Raw genomic sequence first — 18,630 nt, 5'->3', positions numbered from 1 at the left:
GCGTGAAAGCGATTATCTTAGCAGCTGGCTTGGGAACACGTTTGAGACCCATGACAGAAAATACTCCCAAAGCCTTGGTTAAAGTCAATCAAAAACCATTGGTTGAATATCAAATCGAATTTTTGAAAGAACGTGGAATTGATGACATTATCATCGTTGTCGGTTATTTAAAAGAACAATTCGACTATCTTAAAGAAAAGTACGGGGTTCGTTTGGTCTTCAACGATAAGTATGCTGATTACAATAACTTTTACTCTCTTTACTTGGTAAAAGAAGAATTGGCTAATAGCTACGTTATCGATGCAGATAACTATCTTTTCAAGAATATGTTCCGCAATGATATCGAACGTTCAACTTACTTTAGTGTTTATCGCGAAGACTGTGATAATGAGTGGTTCCTAGTTTATGGTGATGACTTCAAAGTTCAAGATATCATTGTCGATAGTAAAAACGGACGCATCTTGAGTGGGGTATCGTTCTGGGATGCTCCAACAGCTGAGAAGATTGTAGGATTTATTAACCAAGCCTATGAAAGTGGCGAGTTTGTTGACCTTTACTGGGATAACATGGTTAAAGATAACATCAAAGAACTAGATGTTTATGTAGAGGAGTTAGAAGAAAATTCTATCTACGAAATTGACAGTGTTAAAGATTATCAAAAACTAGAAAAAATTCTTTCTTCACAAAAATAAGCAACTTTTATGAACTGATACCTTACCTATTTTTACTTGACTTTTCATGTTTGATACAGTATACTAGTGAAAATTTAACCTTTAAGGGAAGTCCAGAGAGACTCACAAGGTGTCAGAAAAAGAAGCAACAATGGAAACAAGTAAGCGAGTGCTTATTTGCTACTTTTGTGTAAATATCTTAACTGAAACCTTGCAATAGCAAGGTTTTTCTTTATCTGATCCCCTTAAAATTTAAGGAGGAAAAGTTATGAATCCAAATTGTAAAAAACGAATGGGTGTCATTCACTTGGAAGTTATGAGAGTAGTATCTCAGGAGGAAATCGCGCCGGCAATCTTTGAGCTTGTACTTGAAGGAGAAATGGTCGAAGCTATGAAAGCGGGCCAATTTCTTCATTTGCGTGTACCTGATGATGCCCATCTCTTACGTCGTCCAATTTCGATTTCATCAATTGATAAGGTGACTAAGCAATGCAGACTTATCTATCGAGTTGAAGGAGCAGGGACAGCAATCTTTTCAAGCTTAAAAACAGGTGATAGCATAGATGTTATGGGACCTCAAGGAAATGGTTTCGATTTATCTGATTTAGACAAGAAGAATCGTGTTCTTATAGTTGGTGGTGGAATAGGAGTGCCGCCCTTACTTGAAGTAGCTAAACAACTGAATGAGTGTGGTGTTGAAATAACAACTGTTTTAGGATTCGCTACTAAAGATGCTGTTATTTTGGAAGATGAATTATCCAAATTTAGTCAGGTCTTTGTAACGACTGATGATGGATCTTATGGTATTAAAGGAAATGTATCGGTAGTGATTAATGAATTTGACACAAAATTTGATGCCATCTATTCATGCGGTGCGCCTGGTATGATGAAATACATCAATCAAACCTTTCATGACCATCCAAGAGCTTATCTATCTCTAGAATCTCGTATGGCCTGTGGCATGGGAGCTTGCTACGCTTGCGTTTTGAAAGTACCAGATAGTGAAACAGTTAGTCAACGCGTCTGCGAAGATGGGCCTGTATTTAAAACAGGAACTGTTGTTTTATAAGGAGAGTGTCATGACTACAAATCGATTACAAGTCTCTCTACCAGGCTTAGAACTAAAGAATCCAATCATTCCTGCTTCAGGCTGTTTTGGCTTTGGTCAAGAATATGCCAAATACTATGATTTGGATCTCTTGGGCTCTATCATGATTAAAGCTACAACCCTTGAATCTCGCTTTGGTAATCCCACTCCACGAGTGGCAGAAACACCTGCTGGTATGCTGAATGCCATTGGTCTACAAAATCCAGGACTAGATGCCGTTCTCTCTGAAAAATTACCTTGGTTGCAAAGAGAGTTTCCCAATCTTCCAATAATCGCAAATGTTGCTGGATTTTCAAAGCAAGAATACGCAACCGTTTCTAGTGGTATTTCCAAGGCACCTAACGTGAAAGCCATTGAGCTCAATATTTCTTGTCCAAACGTCGATCATGGGAATCACGGACTTTTGATTGGGCAAGACCCAGATTTAGCTTATGATGTGGTAAAAGCAGCCGTAGGGGCATCAGATGTGCCAGTTTACGTTAAATTGACACCCAGTGTAACTGATATCGTAACCATCGCAAAAGCAGTAGAGGACGCAGGTGCTAGTGGTCTCACTATGATCAATACCCTTGTTGGTATGCGCTTTGATCTCAAAACTAGAAAACCAATCATTGCCAATGGTACTGGTGGAATGTCTGGGCCTGCAGTCTTTCCGGTAGCTCTTAAACTAATCCGTCAAGTAGCTCAAACAACTAATCTTCCAATCATTGGTATGGGAGGAGTTGATTCAGCTGAAGCCGCTATAGAAATGTATTTGGCGGGTGCGTCAGCAATAGGAGTCGGTACAGCAAACTTTACCAATCCTTATGCCTGTCCTGATATCATTGATAACCTACCAAAAGTCATGGACAAATATAATATCGAAAGTCTGGAGCAATTGAGAAAAGAAGTAAAAAGTAACTTATAGTTTTTTAAATTCGTAATATTTTGAATGCTTTCTTCTTTCTGGTATAATATGACTATGATTGTAACAATACCTATAAAAACTGAAAAAGACATTGCAACACCAGGTCCAACAGTCCTCGTTTTAGGATATTTTGATGGAATTCATCTAGGACATCAAAAATTATTTAGTATTGCTGGTGAAATTGCTGCTAAGAAGAGATTAAGCGTTGCTTTAATTACCTTTCATGAGTCACCGAAGTTAACCTTAAAACCCTATACACCAGAAAATTTACTTCATATCCTGAATGCAGAAGAACGTGAACGTAAGTTTAAACGTGCTGGTGTTGAAAATCTTTATTTAATGGACTTCTCAAGTCGTATCGCTAATATGACAGCTCAAGAGTTTGTAGATACTTTTGTCAAAGAAGTTAAAGCTGATACCATTGTAGTTGGATTTGATTATAGTCTTGGTTCTGATAGAAAATCAGCAGAAGATTTAAAAGAAATCTTTGATGGAGAAGTAGTCGTAGTACCACCTGTAGAAGATGAAAAAGGAAAGATTAGCTCTACTCGCATTCGACAAGCTATCCTAGAAGGGAATGTGAAAGAAGCTGGCCAATTGCTTGGTAGCCCACTTCCAACAATAGGAATTGTCGTTCATGGCAATGCTCGTGGCCGAACAATCGGTTATCCAACTGCCAATCTCGTGCTCTTGGATCGTACTTATATGCCGGCAGATGGTGTCTATACCGTTGATATCGAAATCAAAAGAAAACTCTATCGAGGAATGGCCAGTGTCGGGAAGAACGTAACTTTTGATGGAGAGGAAGAGCGTTTTGAAGTGAATATCTTTGATTTTGATGAAGATATTTATGGCGAAACAGTGACAGTCTATTGGTTAGATCGTATCCGAGATATGGTAAAATTTGACGGCATTGAACAACTGGTCAAACAACTCGAAGAAGATGAAAAAGCTGCAAGAAAATAAAATCAAGTTCGAATGAAAATTCGAGCTTTTTATTTTGTTAAAATCTAATAAAAATTAGAATAAGAGATGAGATATAAACTTAAGTCTGGTATAATTCTAATAAGAGATTAAGGGAGATTATGATGTTTAAAGAAAAAAGAAATAAGGGTTTTATTTCTGTACTGATGCTTTCGCTGGTATTCTTTGCGATTGCTTCTATTTCAGGATTCTTAGGTCAAATGCACAAGAAGCCTACAGAGAGGTTTGCAGATACAACTGATACTGGAAAAGAAGTTACTATGTCAGTCTACGGTATCTATCCTGAACCTGTTGGTGAAGTTGATGGTGGAACTGTTGTTTATATTGTGCAATATAGCAAGGAAGGTGAAGGAAAGTTTGCTGTAGTTGAATCTAAAGTGAAAGATGAGTCAATTAATAAACTTCTTGAGAACGCAGACAGTCTTGCTGATAATCCTGAAACTCTCACAGGTATACAGTTAGAACCCCTCACTGATACCAATTTTGTCAATACTTCGAAGAACACTAAGATTATCAATCTTGATGAATTTATTAGCTCTATTCTTCCTGCTAAATCGGTTGTCGCTCGTAATATGAATACAAGAATTTATCTCAGTCTCAGTGAATACTTACGAGACAGTCTGAGCTATATTTTTGGTATTGTGATTTTTTCCGGCATGGGGCTAATGACTTTAATCGCAGCATTTATCATACGAAAGAAAACAGTTGATTCATTCAAAGAGCTGTATCGTCTGTACCCTGAATTAGACGGAAATCTTGAGCTGCTTGATACTCAAGCTGAATTTTACGACCAGGACTTGAAAGTTATTTTGTATAAGAATCATCTCATTACTTATTACAAAGGAACCCAAGCTCTAGATCTTAGAGATGTGTGGAGGATCTATTTAGTACGTACAAGTTATAGCCGTTTTACAAAAGTTTATCAGTTTGTATACACTCGAAAAGATAGTTCTAAGAATTATAGCCTAACTATTCGAAATACTAATAGAGTAGAAGAACAATTAGAAGAATTCTGGAATCTTCTTCCAAAAAAATTTCCTGAGATCAACATTGGTAGTTTATAAGAAAGCATCTTTTAGGGTGCTTTTCCTTTTGGGTAAAATTTTGGAAAAAGTGAATTTATAACTTGACATCTTAAATGTTAAGGAGTAGAATATTTACTGGTTAATTAAATGGTTAAGTTTATATATCCAATATATTTGGCTAAACAATACTAGAAATCTATAAAAAGGATTAGAACATTTTAATTGTTTTTATAAATATTTCTAGTCATAAACTTAACTGGTTAATGACACAAAACTTATAGTGTTGCCTAAATCTTATATTTAGTAGTAAAAATAGAAAGTGTGTTTAGATGAAAATCAATAAAAAATATGTTCTTGGTTCTGTAGCTCTTTTAGCCTTAAGCCTTTCAAGTTATGAATTAGGGCGTTATCAAGCAGTACAGACTGGCAAAGAGTCTAATCGTGTGGCTTATATAGATGGAAATCAGGCTAGTACTAAGAGAGAAAATTTGACGCCAGATGAAGTTAGTCAGCGAGAAGGAATCAATGCAGAACAGATAGTCGTTAAGATTACCGATCAAGGCTACGTAACTTCACATGGAGACCATTATCATTACTTTAATGGTAAGGTTCCTTATGACGCTATTATTAGTGAAGAACTCTTGATGAAAGATTCGAATTATCAACTTCGAAATGAGGATATTGTCAACGAAGTCAAGGGTGGCTATGTCATTAAGGTTGATGGTCGCTATTATGTATACCTCAAAGATGCTTCTCATTCCGAAAATATTCGTAGTAAGGATGAGATCAATCGTCAGAAGCAGGAACATGGACATGGTGGAGGAGTAAAGGTTAGTAATGAAGTCGCTGTTGCAAGAACTCAGGGACGTTATACGACGGATGATGGTTATATTTTTAATGCTAGTGATATTATTGAGGACACGGGTGATGCTTACATCGTTCCACATGGCAATCATTTCCACTATATTCCTAAGAGTGACTTGTCTGCCAGTGAATTAGCTGCTGCTCAAGCCTTCTTATCCGCTAAAGGTGGTCAAACAAGCTCAGTTGGGTATCGACAGTCAACAAATTCTTCTAGCAGCTCATCAGATGCTTCGAATAGTAGTACATATAGACAAACGAATCAAAGCAATGTTGAGGCAAATACTAGAAGATGGACCCCAAGTGTTAGCCCACAAGTGGATAATAGTTATCAAGCAAGTCCAAGTGAAGATGTATCTAGTCTTTTGAAACAACTTTATGCCTTGCCACTCAGCCAACGTCATGTGGAATCCGATGGTTTGCTCTTTGACCCTGCCCAAATCACGAAAAAAACAGCAAATGGGGTAGCAGTACCTCATGGGGATCACTATCATTTTATCCCTTATAGTCAAATGTCAGCTTTGGAAGAAAAGATTTCACGGATAATTCCAGTAAAAGGACAAAATAATGGGAACAACAAGCCAGTAAATACCCAAAAGCCAACAAACAGTACAGTTGAGCATACGTTTTTAGGAAATTCAATTAAAGCTTATGGTAAGGGGCTGGATGGCAAACCATACGATACTAGTGATGGATATGTATTCAGTAAAGATTCTATCTATTCAGTTGATAAATCAGGCATTATAGCGAAACATGGAAATCATTTCCATTATGTGGGATTTGGAGAGTTAGAACAATTTGAATTAGATGAAGTTAGCAAGTGGATGAAGGAAAAAGGTCAAGCTAATGATAGTGTTATTCCTTCAGAGAAAATGAATAACGAAGATAAACCAAAATTTAATTCAAAAAAAGTGACTAGCAAAGTTACCAAAGATGGTAAAGTTGGATATGTTCTTAAAGAAGACGGGAAAGAATACTTCTATTCTCGAGACGAACTTGATCTTACTCAAATTGCTTTTTCTGAGCAAGAACTAATGCTTAAGGATCGAGATCATTATCGTTATGATATAGTAGACACAGGGATTAAACCAAGATTAGCTGTAGATGTCTCAAGTTTGCCGATGCATGCAGCAAATACTACTTATGATACTGGAAGTTCATTCATTATTCCACACATTGATCATATTCACGTTGTGCCTTACTCATGGTTAGAGCCTGATCAAATTGCGACTATTAAATATGTCATGCAACACCCTGAGGTTCGTCCTGAAGTTTGGTCTAAGCCGGGTCACGAGGACTCAGGTTCCGTTATTGCTAATGTGACTCCTCTTGAAAAACGCGCTGGAATGCAGAATTGGCAAATTATCCATTCTGCTGAAGAAGTTCAGAAAGCTCTTGCAGAAGGTCGATTTGCAACTCCAGATGGTTATATTTTTGATCCGAAAGATGTATTGGCAAAAGAAACTTTTATATGGGAAGACAAATCATTTAGTATTCCAAGAGCGGGAGGTGGTTCATTGAGAAGTATCACTAAATCCGACTTGTCAGAAGTAGAATGGAAACAAGCACAAGACTTAATAGCAAAAAGAATAAAAGAAAAAGAATCCAAAACTGAAACGTCTACACATCCTAATAAAGAATTAAAACCTGATTCAAATAATACTGAAAATAGTGATAAAAATAAGACTGGTGTAGATAAAACTGAGGAGCAACCGAAGAATAATACAGGCGTAAATGAGACTGGTACAACCAATAAAATTCCTTCAGAAAACAAGGTTGAAGATAAAGAAAACTCCAAAGAAGAAAGTGACGATGATTTACCAGACTACGGATTGGATAAAGTAACTTTAAATGAACATATAGAAAAGTTAGCAAAAATTGCTCAAATCGATCCTAAGTTTCTAATTTTTCAGCCAGAAGGTGTTCAGTTTTACAATAAAAATGGTGAATTAGTGATGTATGACATTAAGACACTAAAACAAGTAAAGCCTTAAAATATTTTTATCAATTATAATCTACTCGAAAGGATATTGTTCGATTTTTGATTGAATAATGTCCTTTTATTTGTTAAAAAACTGAAATTTGCTGTATTAAAAAATGAATCAAGGAATTCTAAAACAATGATTTTATTTTTACGATAAAAAGTCTTGACTTAATAAATAAAAAAAGATAAACTATTTACTAGTTAATTAAATGGTTAAATACTAGTTAAGGAGTTGTTATGAAAAAAAGAAGTATTCTATGGGTCATGATTACCTTCTTTGTTCTCGTTTTGGGAGCTTGTGGACAAAAGGCTAATCAAGACAATCGGAATGAAACTAAGGGAATGAAGATTGTGACTAGTTTTTATCCTGTATATGCCATGGTCAAAGAAATTTCGGGTGACCTAAATGATGTTCGGATGATTCAGTCGAGTTCAGGTATCCATTCCTTTGAACCTTCGGCAAATGATATTGCAGCCATCTATGATGCCGATGTTTTCGTTTATCATTCTCATACCTTGGAATCATGGGCGGGAAGTTTGGATCCAAGCCTGCAAAAGTCTAAGGTAAAGGTTTTAGAAGCATCAGAAGGTATGACCTTGGAGCGCGTGCCTGGATTAGAAGATATGAAAGCTGGAGACGGGATTGATGAGAAGACCTTGTATGATCCTCATACTTGGCTTGATCCTGAAAAGGTTGCTGAAGAAGCCCAGATTATCGCTGATAAGTTATCCGAACTAGACAGCGCTAACAAGGAAACTTACCAGAAAAACGCACAAAATTTTAGTGCTAAAGCTCATGATTTGACCAAGAAATACCAACCCATTTTTGAAAAAGTCAGTCAAAGAAATTTTGTAACTCAACACACAGCTTTTTCATATTTAGCTAAACGCTTTGGATTAAATCAACTTGGAATAGCTGGTATTTCACCAGACCAAGAACCAAGCCCGAGACAGTTAACCGAAATTCAAGAATTTGTAAAGAATTATAAGGTCAAAACTATCTTTACAGAGAGCAATGCTTCGTCTAAAGTTGCTGATACACTTGTCAAATCAACAGGTGTGACTCTTAAAACACTCAATCCTTTAGAGGCCGACCCACAAAACGATAAGTCCTACTTGGAAAATTTAGAAGACAATATAGCTATTTTAGCTGAAGAATTGAAATGAGGAGTTTATGAAAATTAATAAAAAATATCTAGCAGGATCTGCAGTGGTCCTTGCATTAAGTGTCTGCGCTTACGCTTTAAATCAACATCAAGCGCCTGAGAACAAAGAAAATAACCGTGTATCCTATGTTGATGGGAAAGAGTCTGATGCTAAAAAGAATGAAAATCTGACACCTGATCAAGTTAACCAAAAAGAAGGAATAGAAGCTGAACAGATTGTTACTAAGATTACAGATCAAGGCTATGTGACTTCCCACGGTGACCATTTCCATTTCTACAATGGTAAGGTGCCTTTTGATGCCATCTTTAGTGAAGAATTGGTCATGAAAGATCCAAACTATAAACTAAGTGATGGAGATATTGTCAATGAGATTAAAGGTGGCTATATCATCAAGGTGGATGGCAAATATTATGTCTATCTGAAGGATGCTAGTCACGCAGATAATATTCGTACCAAAGACCAAATCGAGCAACAAAAACAAGAACACACATCAGATAGTAGCAGTACAAGTAATGAGGTTATTGCTGCCAGAGCACAAGGTCGATATACAACTGATGACGGTTACGTCTTTAATGCTGCAGATATTATTGAAGACACAGGTGACGCTTATATCGTTCCTCATGGAGGCCATTATCATTACGTTCCTAAAAGTGCTCTATCTTCAAGTGAATTGGCTGCCGCTCAAGCTTACCTTGCTGGAAGAGGAAGTCAACAAAGTCTAACAGACTACAAACCGATTCCAAGTGTTGAACCAAGTCATCAAGTAGAGAAACCGGCTACAAGCAATCCAGTACAAGAAGAAAATAATCTTCAAAAACTTCTAGAACAGCTTTACGCTTTACCAGTTAGTCAACGCTATAAAGAATCTGATGGTTTGGTATTTGACCCGGCTAAAATTACCAGTCGTACGCCTAATGGAGTTGCTATCCCTCATGGGAATCATTACCATTTCATCCCTTATACTAGTTTATCTGCTTTGGAGCAAAAGATTGCACGCTTGATGCCACTTTCAGGTCTAGTAACACCATCAAATCCCGTAGAAACTCCAAGTAAACCAAACGAAGATCATGATCACGACCATGGCCACGAAGATGTTGATCATCAACACGAAGAAGACCATGACCACGACCATGCTAATCATCGACACGGAGAAGACCACGATCATGGCTTTGCTATTGATCGAGTGGTTAGTGAGGACGACCAAGGTTTCGTAGTTTCACATGGAGACCACAATCATTATTTTTACAAGAAAGATTTAACGGCTCAACAGATTAAAGAAGCCCAGGAACACTTGAAAGGCAAAACCGAAGTTAAACCTAATCCATCAGATGATCACCATGATGAAGACGGGCATGATCACCACCATGGTGGAGACCACGATCACGGATTCGATGCTGACCGAGTGATAAGTGAAGATGAGCAAGGTTTTGTAGTTTCACATGGAGACCATGCCCATTATTTCTTTAAGAAAGATTTATCAGCAGAGCAGATTAAGGCTGCACAAGACCATCTTCATGGCCATCAGCAGACAGAACCTGTTAAACCTCTTGCCAAGACGGTTGAAAGTTTCTCTCGAGATGCCAGCGATGAAGAAAAAATAGCTTATATTTCTAAAACATATGGCGTTCCTCTTGAGGCTATCAGAATTTCAAATGGATTCTTTGTATTTGGTAATCCAGACCAGGCTTATGACCCAACTCACATTCACCCTTACGCTGTTCGTAAGGAACACGTTCGTATTCCGCTTCAAACAGGTGATGCAGAGCTTGATTTCCTAAACGAACTCTATACAACTGCTCTACGTGATGGTGTTTCTCCTTATAGCTTGCAGGTTGAAAATGGTAGCTTTGTTATCCCTCATGGTGACCATAACCACTACATCAAGGTTCAAACTAAAGGTTATGAAGTCGCTTTGAAAAACAAAATTCCTGCATTACAGTCAACTTACCAACCTGGTGCTTTTGATGAAAAAGCAGTCCAGTATAAGATTGATCAACTCTTGGCAGAAAGGCGCGAAATTTATAAAGATAAACCGATTTTACAAAGACAGATTGAACTTGCTTTGGGGCAATTTTCTGAGAATATGAAGAAGCTATCAACCAACTCTACTGCAGGTTATTTGGCAGCTTTGGATTTGTTTGATAAGCAGTATATTCACATTGACTCAAGTGTCAAACCAACAGAAATCAGTCCTTTAGACAAGAAATATCAAGCATTAGTAGATAAGATTAATACCTTAGACACAGATGCTTATGGACTTCCTAAGAAGGATTTATTGACTCAGCTTCAAGAAAATAAACTTGCCCAAGATGAAGCAGGTTTAGATGCAGTTGAAGCTAAGTTACTAGCTTTGCAAGATTTTAATGACCGTACTGGAGTTACAACAGTAGAATACATCAAGTATTTCTACCAACATCTATCTGACGGTCGTTTAAATGACACTCTTAGAAATAAAGTTGCCAACCTAACGTGGACACTTTATCAGTCACAATCCTTCCTTAAGGCAACTGACTTAAACAAACTCTTCCCAGAAATCTATCAAACAAAACTGGAAGTAGAAGAAGCACTGAAAAATGAGCCAGTTGCAAGCAAGACTTCTGAAACAATCTTAGATACAGAAAAAGTGGATGGACATAGTGCTAAAACTGCAGTCTATGAGTTCTTGAAAGGTTTGTATGATGATCTCAAACCTGAGGAACAAAGTAACCATGTCTTAAAAGGGCAAGTAGAAGAGTTACTAACAAAAGCTGAAGAATTAGTGAATCAAGTCAATGAGGAGGGGGTTAAAGCTTCACTCTCTGACGAAGTGAAAAATCTGAAGGTTGCTATGGAGAAAGAAGACGCAGACCTTGATGAATTAAATACACAGGTTCAAGATCTCTTGAAACGTATTTCACTAACAATCCAAAATGAACGTGATAATTCGAAACAAGACCCAGAGGTTTTAGTTCTTTACCAAAAACTCTATAACGGTGTCATTGCTCTCCATACTTATTTGGAAATGAATAATGGTTCTGATGCGGACTTTGATAAAGTAGATGCCTTGTTTGATAAGCTAAGTGCAGCAAGCAAAGATAAGCAGGCTCTTCTAGCTCTTGCCCAAGAAATAGTCTTGTTAAATCAAGAGCTTAGATCTAAAGCAACGCCAAGTCAAGAAACACCTGTTGAAGCAAAACAAGAAACACCAGGTCAAGCTAGCACCGAAGTAACAAGTGAAGAATCAAGTTCACATTTAACAACTACAAGTCCTGAAACAAGTGACAAAGAAGTAAATTAAAAAGAAGTAGCATTGCTACTTCTTTTTTAGTCTTTATAAGCTACAATTCCAATAATAGTATCAACTGCACGTTCCATGGTTTGAAGGCTAACGTATTCAAAACGACCATGCATGTTTTCACCGCCAGCGAAGATATTCGGCGTTGGAATTCCCATAAAGGAAATCTTAGAACCATCTGTTCCTCCACGGATAGGCTCGATAATAGGTGTGATATCAAGACTTTCCATTACTGATTTAGCGATGGTGATTGGTGTCATATCCTTTTCGATGACTTCTTTCATGTTGTAATACTGGTCTGTCAAAGTCAAGGTTACACGATCACTACCAAGTTCTTGGTTCATCTTATCAGCGATAGCTTGCATAGCAGCTTTACGCGCTTCAAAGTTTTCTTTTTCGAAGTCACGAATGATGTAGCTAGCACGCGCTTCCTCAACACTACCAGTTATATCCATGAGATGGTAGAAACCTTGGTAGCCCTCAGTCAATTCAGGTCGGTCTCCAGCTGGGAGTTGGTTGTGGAAGTCAATCGCCAACTGAAGAGCGTTAACCATTTGTCCCTTAGCAGTTCCAGGGTGGACATTACGTCCTTGGAAATGAAGTTCAGCACCTGCTGCGGAGAAGGTTTCGTATTGAAGTTCACCAAGAGGTCCACCGTCAACTGTATAAGCAAAGTCGACATCGAAATCTTCTGCATCAAATTTGTTGGCACCAACACCGATTTCTTCATCAGGTCCAAAGCCGACACGGATTTCGCAGTGTTTAATCTCAGGATGAGCAGTTAAGTATTCGATAGCTGTCATGATTTCGGCGATACCTGATTTATCATCGGCACCGAGAAGAGTAGTTCCATCAGTAGTAACCAAGGTTTGTCCAGGATATTTCTCTAAGCTCTTGAAATCTGCAGGATCAAGTTTGAAACCAGAATTCCCAAGCTCGATAACTCCCCCATCGTAGTTTTCAATAACTTGTGGGTTAACACCTTCAGCATTAAAATCAGCCGTATCCATGTGAGAGATAAAACCAATCTTGCGAGTTAAACTTGGATCGTTAGCTGGAAGTGTACCGATAGCAAAACCGTTTGGCAAATAATAGACATTTTGCAAACCGACACGTTTCATTTCTGGGATGAGGACATTAGTCGCAAAGTCTACCTGACTCTGAGTGCTTGGTGTAGTAGTAGAATTTTCGTCTGAACGTGTGTTAACCTTAACATAAGTTAAAAAACGCTCTAGTAATGTAGGGTATTTCATCATAACTCCTTTTTACAATTTTTTATTTACCTAAACAGAATTGGCTGAACAATTGAGTAATAAGTTCATCTGGCGCTGCATCACCAGTTATCTCGCCAAGAATTTCCCAAGTACGAGTCAAATCAACTTGAAGCAGATCAACTGGCATACCCAGTTCAAGACCTTCGTTAACTGCCTGTAGGCTTTCAACTGCCTTTTCAATTAATGAAATATGACGGGCGTTGGATAGATAAGTAGCATCTTGTTCGACCAAGCCAGCATTTTCAAAGAAGAGGTTATTGATGCGTTCTTCAATCTTATCAATGTTTTGATTTTTAAGGACTGAAATACGAATGACATCATCTGGAAGCTCAGCAGTTTCGATCGCTTCTGGCAGGTCAGTTTTGTTGAGAAGAATGATTCGATTAGTATCTTGACTAATTTCAAGAAGTTGTCGGTCTTGGGCAGTTAGTGGTTCACTAGCATTTAGAACCAGTAGAACTAAATCAGCTTCCTTGAGGGCTTTTTTGGAGCGTTCAACACCGATCTGTTCCACGACATCATCCGTTTCACGAATACCTGCAGTATCGATCAACTTCAGTGGAACACCGTTGATATTGACGTATTCTTCGATGACGTCTCGAGTAGTCCCTGCAATATCTGTTACAATGGCTTTATCTTCGCGCAGGAGGTTATTAAGTAGACTTGACTTCCCAACGTTGGGACGACCAATGATAGCCGTTGCAATTCCTTCGCGGAGGATTTTACCTCGGCGTGCAGTTTTTAGGAGATTGGTCAAGAGTTGTTCAAACTCCATAGTTTTTTCTCGGACAACAGCAGTAGTGGCTTCTTCTACATCGTCATACTCAGGGTAATCGATATTAACCTCAACCTGAGCCAAGGTATTGAGAATTTCCTGACGAGTATTGTTAATGAGGTCAGACAGGGATCCATCAAGTTGTTTGACTGCTATATTCATAGCCTTGTCAGTCTTAGCACGGATGATATCCATAACAGCTTCAGCCTGAGTCAAGTCCACACGACCATTGAGGAAGGCACGTTTGGTAAATTCTCCAGGTTCTGCCATGCGAGCCCCTTCACGGATAGCCAGCTGCAGAATTTCATTGGTTACGGCAATACCACCGTGGGTGTTAATCTCGATAATATCCTCGCGAGTGAAGGTCTTTGGAGACTTCATAGCTCCAACCATAACCTCGTCCATAACCTTACCAGTCAAAGGGTCAACAATGTGGCCGTAGTTCAGTGTGTGGCTAGCGACCTGACTCAAGTCTTTGCCTTTAAAAATCTTTTGCGCAATGGTAAAACTGTCTGTTCCGCTTAAGCGGACAATACCAATAGCTCCTTCACCAAGCGGAGTCGAGATTGCAGCAATGGTATCAAATTCACGTGTAATCATTTCAGTTCCTTTTAACAATTTATATACAAATATCTCTTAAAATTGTAACAAAATATAGTTTTTTATTCAACGAATGCCACTTATAAAGAAAAGCCTAAGCATTTCGCTTAAGCTTTACTTAGTGCGCATTTCCCCTTGCGGGAAGTAAGTTCCTTCAGGCATATCGTTGATGATGACATGAACAGCAGATTGTGGTGCACCAGTGTTACGAACCACAGCTTCAGTTACTTCCTTTGCTAGGGCTTTCTTTTGCTCGAGTGTGCGACCTTCAAATAAATCGATGCGTACAAATGGCATAATAGCTTCCTCCATTAGTTTTTGATTTCTTCTATTTTACCACATTTTGCCGTTTAAAGCTTTTGGAAAATATGATATACTAGAATGTAGCAGAAAATTAGAAATGGACGTGAAATAGAAACATGGCACAGTTGTATTATCGTTATAGGACCATGAATTCAGGAAAGACCATCGAGATTCTCAAGGTAGCCTATAACTATGAGGAGCAAGGAAAGGGAGTTGTGATCATGACTTCGGCTCTGGATACAAGAGACGGTATAGGCTATGTGTCGAGTCGGATTGGCATGAAGCGACCAGCAGTTGCTATCGATGATACTACGGATATTTTTGGTTTTATTCGAGACTTACCTGAAAAACCCTACTGTGTTTTGGTCGATGAGGCCCAGTTTCTGAAGCGTCATCATGTTTACGATTTAGCTCGTGTCGTCGATGAGTTAGACATACCTGTTATGGCATTTGGTTTAAAGAACGACTTTCGTAATGAACTTTTTGAAGGATCTAGACATCTATTGTTACTAGCAGACAAGATTGATGAGATTAAAACCATCTGTCAGTATTGTAAGAAAAAGGCGACCATGGTACTACGAACGTTAGATGGGAAACCTACTTATGAAGGTGAACAAATCCAGATAGGTGGTAATGAAACCTATATCTCGGTTTGCCGTAAACATTATTTTGCCCCACTGATAACATCTAAAAAGGAGCAAGACTATGACAATTGAACTAAGAGATGTTACAATGAAAAATTATTTTGATGTTCTGAATTTGGATGTTAAGGAATATCAAAAACAATTTATTGCTACCAACGCAATTAGTTTAGCTGAAGCATATGTCTACACAAAAAATGGAGATTTTGTAGCTCCATTGGCAGTTTACGATAATGATGCAATCATAGGTTTTGTGATGTTAGCTTATGATAAAAAAATCGGAATTAGTAATGGAAATTATTTACTATTTCGTTTCATGATTGATAAGCATTTTCAAGATCAAGGATATTTTAAACCAATTATGGATAAGGTGCTAGACTATGTTCGGACAGCGCCAGCAGGTTTATCCAATAAACTTTGGTTGTCTTATGAATCAGAAAATGAACATGCAAGATCTTGTTACCTCAGTTATGGATTTAAAGAAACTGGGGAAATATTTGAGAACGAAGTAGTAGCCATATACGATTTAACAATTGAGAAATAAGGAGAAAGAATGAACATCTATGATCAACTACAAGCTGTAGAAGACCGTTATGAAGAGTTGGGAGAATTGCTGAGTGACCCAGATGTGGTCTCTGACACCAAGCGTTTCATGGAGCTTTCAAAAGAGGAAGCTTCAACTCGTGACACCGTAACCGCCTACCGTGAATACAAACAAGTCCTCCAAAACATCGTTGATGCTGAAGAAATGATTAAAGAGTCTGGCGGAGATGCCGACTTGGAAGAAATGGCCAAGCAAGAACTCAAGGATGCTAAGGCAGAAAAAGAAGAGTACGAAGAAAAATTGAAAATCTTGCTTCTTCCAAAAGATCCAAACGATGATAAGAACATCATCCTTGAAATCCGTGGAGCTGCTGGTGGAGATGAGGCAGCACTTTTTGCTGGTGACCTTCTAACAATGTACCAAAAGTATGCTGAAGCCCAAGGCTGGCGCTTTGAAGTCATGGAAGTGTCAATGAACGGTGTCGGCGGTTTCAAAGAAGTGGTTGCCATGGTATCAGGTCAGTCTGTATACTCTAAGCTTAAGTATGAGTCTGGAGCCCATCGTGTGCAACGTGTCCCTGTGACAGAAAGTCAAGGGCGTGTTCATACCTCGACAGCAACTGTCCTTGTCATGCCTGAGGTAGAAGAAGTAGAGTACGATATTGATCCAAAAGATCTTCGTGTGGACATCTACCACGCATCTGGTGCTGGTGGACAGAACGTCAACAAAGTTGCAACTGCCGTTCGTATTGTTCACTTGCCAACCAATATCAAGGTGGAGATGCAGGAAGAACGTACCCAGCAGAAAAACCGTGAGAAGGCCATGAAAATCATTCGTGCGCGTGTTGCTGACCACTTTGCACAGATTGCCCAAGATGAACAAGATGCTGAACGTAAGTCTACTATCGGTACTGGTGACCGTTCAGAGCGTATTCGTACTTATAACTTCCCACAAAACCGTGTCACAGACCACCGTATCGGCTTGACTCTACAAAAACTTGATACAATTCTAGCTGGTAAATTGGATGAAGTTGTAGATGCCTTGGTTCTTTATGACCAAACACAAAAATTGGAAGAATTAAACAAATAATGAAATTAGCTCAAATTTTTAAAGATTTTGAGGAAAAGTTAATAGTACAAGGAGAGGAAGCAGAAAGCCTCTCCTTTGTCTATCGTAGCCTAAAAAATCTATCTTTTACAGACTTCGTCTTTGCCCTCCAGCAAGAAGTAACAGAGGAAGAGAAGCAATTTGTGGAAGAAATTTTCAAGAAATTAGCAGCACACATTCCTGCCCAGTACATTATCGGTCATGCAGAATTTTTTGGGATGCAGTTAAAGGTTGATGAGCGGGTCTTGATTCCTCGCCCAGAGACAGAAGAGTTGGTAGAGCTCATCCTAGCCGAGAATCTAAAGGACAATCTAAAAGTTCTAGATATCGGAACGGGTAGCGGTGCAATAGCCCTTGTTTTAGCTAAAAATAGGCCAGATTGGTCGGTTACGGCAGCGGATATTTCACAGGATGCATTAGAGCTTGCAACAGAGAATGCTAACGTTCAAAATCTAAATCTCTCTTTTATCAAATCTGACTGTTTCTCTAAAATTTCTTCAAAATATGATATAATTGTATCCAATCCACCATACATTTCTCGTGAAGATCAAGAAGAAGTTGGCTTGAATGTTTTGCATTCAGAACCACATTTGGCACTTTTTGCTGACGAGGATGGCCTAGCTATCTATCGTAGAATCGCGGAAAGCTCTAAGGACTATCTAAATGATGGTGGTAAGATTTATCTCGAAATTGGCTACAAACAAGGTCAAAGTGTGCCCGCTCTCTTTACGGAAAATTTTCCCGAGAAACGAGTTCGAACGCTCAAAGACCAATTTGGCCAAGATAGGATGGTAGTCATTGATGATGGAGAAAATTAAGCAAGAGTTGGAAAAAGGTGGAGCTGTTGTTTTGCCAACGGAGACAGTTTATGGACTTTTTGCAAAAGCATTGGATGAAAAGGCTGTTGACCATGTCTACCAGCTTAAACGTCGTCCTAGAGACAAGGCACTTAATCTCAATGCCGCTCATCTAGACGATATCTTGAACTTTTCTAAGAATCAGCCACCTTATTTACAAAAACTTGTTGATAGTTTTCTTCCTGGTCCATTGACCATTATCTTAGAAGCTAATGACAAGGTCCCTTACTGGGTCAATTCAGGATTACCGACAGTTGGTTTTAGGATGCCCAGTCACCCTATAACTCTAGAATTGATTCGTGCGTTTGGTCCCTTAATCGGCCCGTCTGCAAATATTTCAGGGCATACAAGCGGTGTTAGCTTTGAAGAAATTTTAAAAGAATTTGGACAAGAGGTTCTGGGAATAGAAGATGATGCTTTTTTAACAGGTCAAGATTCGACTATTTTAGATTTGACTGCTTCTAAGGCAAGAATTCTACGCCAAGGTTCGATAACTCGAGAAGATATCCTTGCCAAGATACCTGAAATTCCTTTTGAGGAGGTATGAT

16 protein-coding genes are annotated in these 18,630 nt (G+C 38.5%); 13 read left to right on the top strand and 3 right to left on the bottom strand.

What is annotated here, in order from left to right; genetic code table 11:
- Nucleotides 1-2: 2 nt before the first annotated feature.
- From KBU52_RS02785 to KBU52_RS02750, 8 genes are all read left to right on the top strand, one after another.
- Nucleotides 3-692, top strand: a complete 690-nt coding sequence (locus KBU52_RS02785) for a sugar phosphate nucleotidyltransferase (RefSeq protein WP_254724243.1) — start codon at nt 3-5, stop codon at nt 690-692.
- A 247-nt stretch (nt 693-939) separates the two neighbouring features.
- Nucleotides 940-1,740 (top strand): dihydroorotate dehydrogenase electron transfer subunit, encoded by an 801-nt coding sequence (locus KBU52_RS02780; protein ID WP_254724242.1) that lies wholly within the window; start codon nt 940-942, stop codon nt 1,738-1,740.
- A complete protein-coding gene (locus tag KBU52_RS02775; RefSeq protein ID WP_254724605.1) occupies nt 1,703-2,686 on the top strand; it encodes a dihydroorotate dehydrogenase in 984 nt (327 codons plus the stop codon). The genes KBU52_RS02780 and KBU52_RS02775 overlap by 38 nt, the downstream gene beginning before the upstream one ends.
- A 54-nt stretch (nt 2,687-2,740) precedes the next feature.
- The gene (locus KBU52_RS02770) at nt 2,741-3,652 is read left to right on the top strand and encodes a bifunctional riboflavin kinase/FAD synthetase (protein ID WP_254724241.1); all 912 of its coding nucleotides are present in this window, start codon (nt 2,741-2,743) and stop codon (nt 3,650-3,652) included.
- A 122-nt stretch (nt 3,653-3,774) separates the two neighbouring features.
- Nucleotides 3,775-4,734 carry a hypothetical protein gene (locus KBU52_RS02765; protein WP_223334338.1) on the top strand — a complete coding sequence of 320 codons (960 nt, stop codon included), beginning with the start codon at nt 3,775-3,777 and terminating at the stop codon, nt 4,732-4,734.
- Nucleotides 4,735-5,024: 290 nt separating this feature from the next.
- Nucleotides 5,025-7,550, top strand: a complete 2,526-nt coding sequence (locus KBU52_RS02760) for a pneumococcal-type histidine triad protein (RefSeq protein ID WP_254724240.1) — start codon at nt 5,025-5,027, stop codon at nt 7,548-7,550.
- 227 nt (nt 7,551-7,777) lie between these two features.
- Entirely contained in the window at nt 7,778-8,707 is a 930-nt protein-coding gene (locus KBU52_RS02755; protein WP_254724239.1) for a zinc ABC transporter substrate-binding protein, read from the top strand.
- A 7-nt stretch (nt 8,708-8,714) separates the two neighbouring features.
- Complete coding sequence (locus KBU52_RS02750) at nt 8,715-11,984, top strand: pneumococcal-type histidine triad protein (RefSeq protein WP_254724238.1); 3,270 nt, start codon at nt 8,715-8,717, stop codon at nt 11,982-11,984.
- 26 nt (nt 11,985-12,010) lie between these two features.
- Here the strand turns inward: KBU52_RS02750 and pepT are convergent, their stop codons facing one another.
- From pepT to KBU52_RS02735, 3 genes are all read right to left on the bottom strand, one after another.
- Entirely contained in the window at nt 12,011-13,234 is a 1,224-nt protein-coding gene (pepT, locus tag KBU52_RS02745; protein WP_254724237.1) for a peptidase T, read from the bottom strand.
- Nucleotides 13,235-13,256: 22 nt separating this feature from the next.
- Nucleotides 13,257-14,630, bottom strand: a complete 1,374-nt coding sequence (gene mnmE / locus KBU52_RS02740) for a tRNA uridine-5-carboxymethylaminomethyl(34) synthesis GTPase MnmE (RefSeq protein WP_254724236.1) — start codon at nt 14,628-14,630, stop codon at nt 13,257-13,259.
- Between the two features lie 114 nt (nt 14,631-14,744).
- Nucleotides 14,745-14,927, bottom strand: a complete 183-nt coding sequence (locus tag KBU52_RS02735) for a 4-oxalocrotonate tautomerase (protein WP_001117401.1) — start codon at nt 14,925-14,927, stop codon at nt 14,745-14,747.
- Nucleotides 14,928-15,049: 122 nt separating this feature from the next.
- On the opposite strand from KBU52_RS02735, the gene KBU52_RS02730 reads away from it, so the two are divergent.
- The 5 genes from KBU52_RS02730 to KBU52_RS02710 are packed head-to-tail and all read left to right on the top strand — an operon-like array spanning nt 15,050 to nt 18,629.
- Nucleotides 15,050-15,649 (top strand): thymidine kinase, encoded by a 600-nt coding sequence (locus KBU52_RS02730; RefSeq protein WP_254724235.1) that lies wholly within the window; start codon nt 15,050-15,052, stop codon nt 15,647-15,649.
- Nucleotides 15,639-16,118 carry a GNAT family N-acetyltransferase gene (locus KBU52_RS02725; RefSeq protein ID WP_254724234.1) on the top strand — a complete coding sequence of 160 codons (480 nt, stop codon included), beginning with the start codon at nt 15,639-15,641 and terminating at the stop codon, nt 16,116-16,118. The genes KBU52_RS02730 and KBU52_RS02725 overlap by 11 nt, the downstream gene beginning before the upstream one ends.
- A gap of 9 nt (nt 16,119-16,127) precedes the next feature.
- Entirely contained in the window at nt 16,128-17,207 is a 1,080-nt protein-coding gene (prfA, locus tag KBU52_RS02720) for a peptide chain release factor 1 (RefSeq protein WP_254724233.1), read from the top strand.
- Nucleotides 17,207-18,043: a peptide chain release factor N(5)-glutamine methyltransferase gene (prmC, locus tag KBU52_RS02715; RefSeq protein ID WP_254724232.1), complete on the top strand. Its 837-nt coding sequence runs from the start codon at nt 17,207-17,209 to the stop codon at nt 18,041-18,043. The genes prfA and prmC overlap by 1 nt, the downstream gene beginning before the upstream one ends.
- Nucleotides 18,027-18,629, top strand: a complete 603-nt coding sequence (locus KBU52_RS02710; protein ID WP_254724231.1) for an L-threonylcarbamoyladenylate synthase — start codon at nt 18,027-18,029, stop codon at nt 18,627-18,629. The genes prmC and KBU52_RS02710 overlap by 17 nt, the downstream gene beginning before the upstream one ends.
- The last annotated feature ends 1 nt before the right edge of the window (nt 18,630 follow it).

The organism is Streptococcus sp. 9.1(2021) (assembly GCF_030466425.1).
Lineage (GTDB): Bacteria > Bacillota > Bacilli > Lactobacillales > Streptococcaceae > Streptococcus > Streptococcus wuxiensis.
Note: the sequence above shows the minus strand (reverse complement) of the source record. Positions and strands in the feature narration are given on the sequence as shown.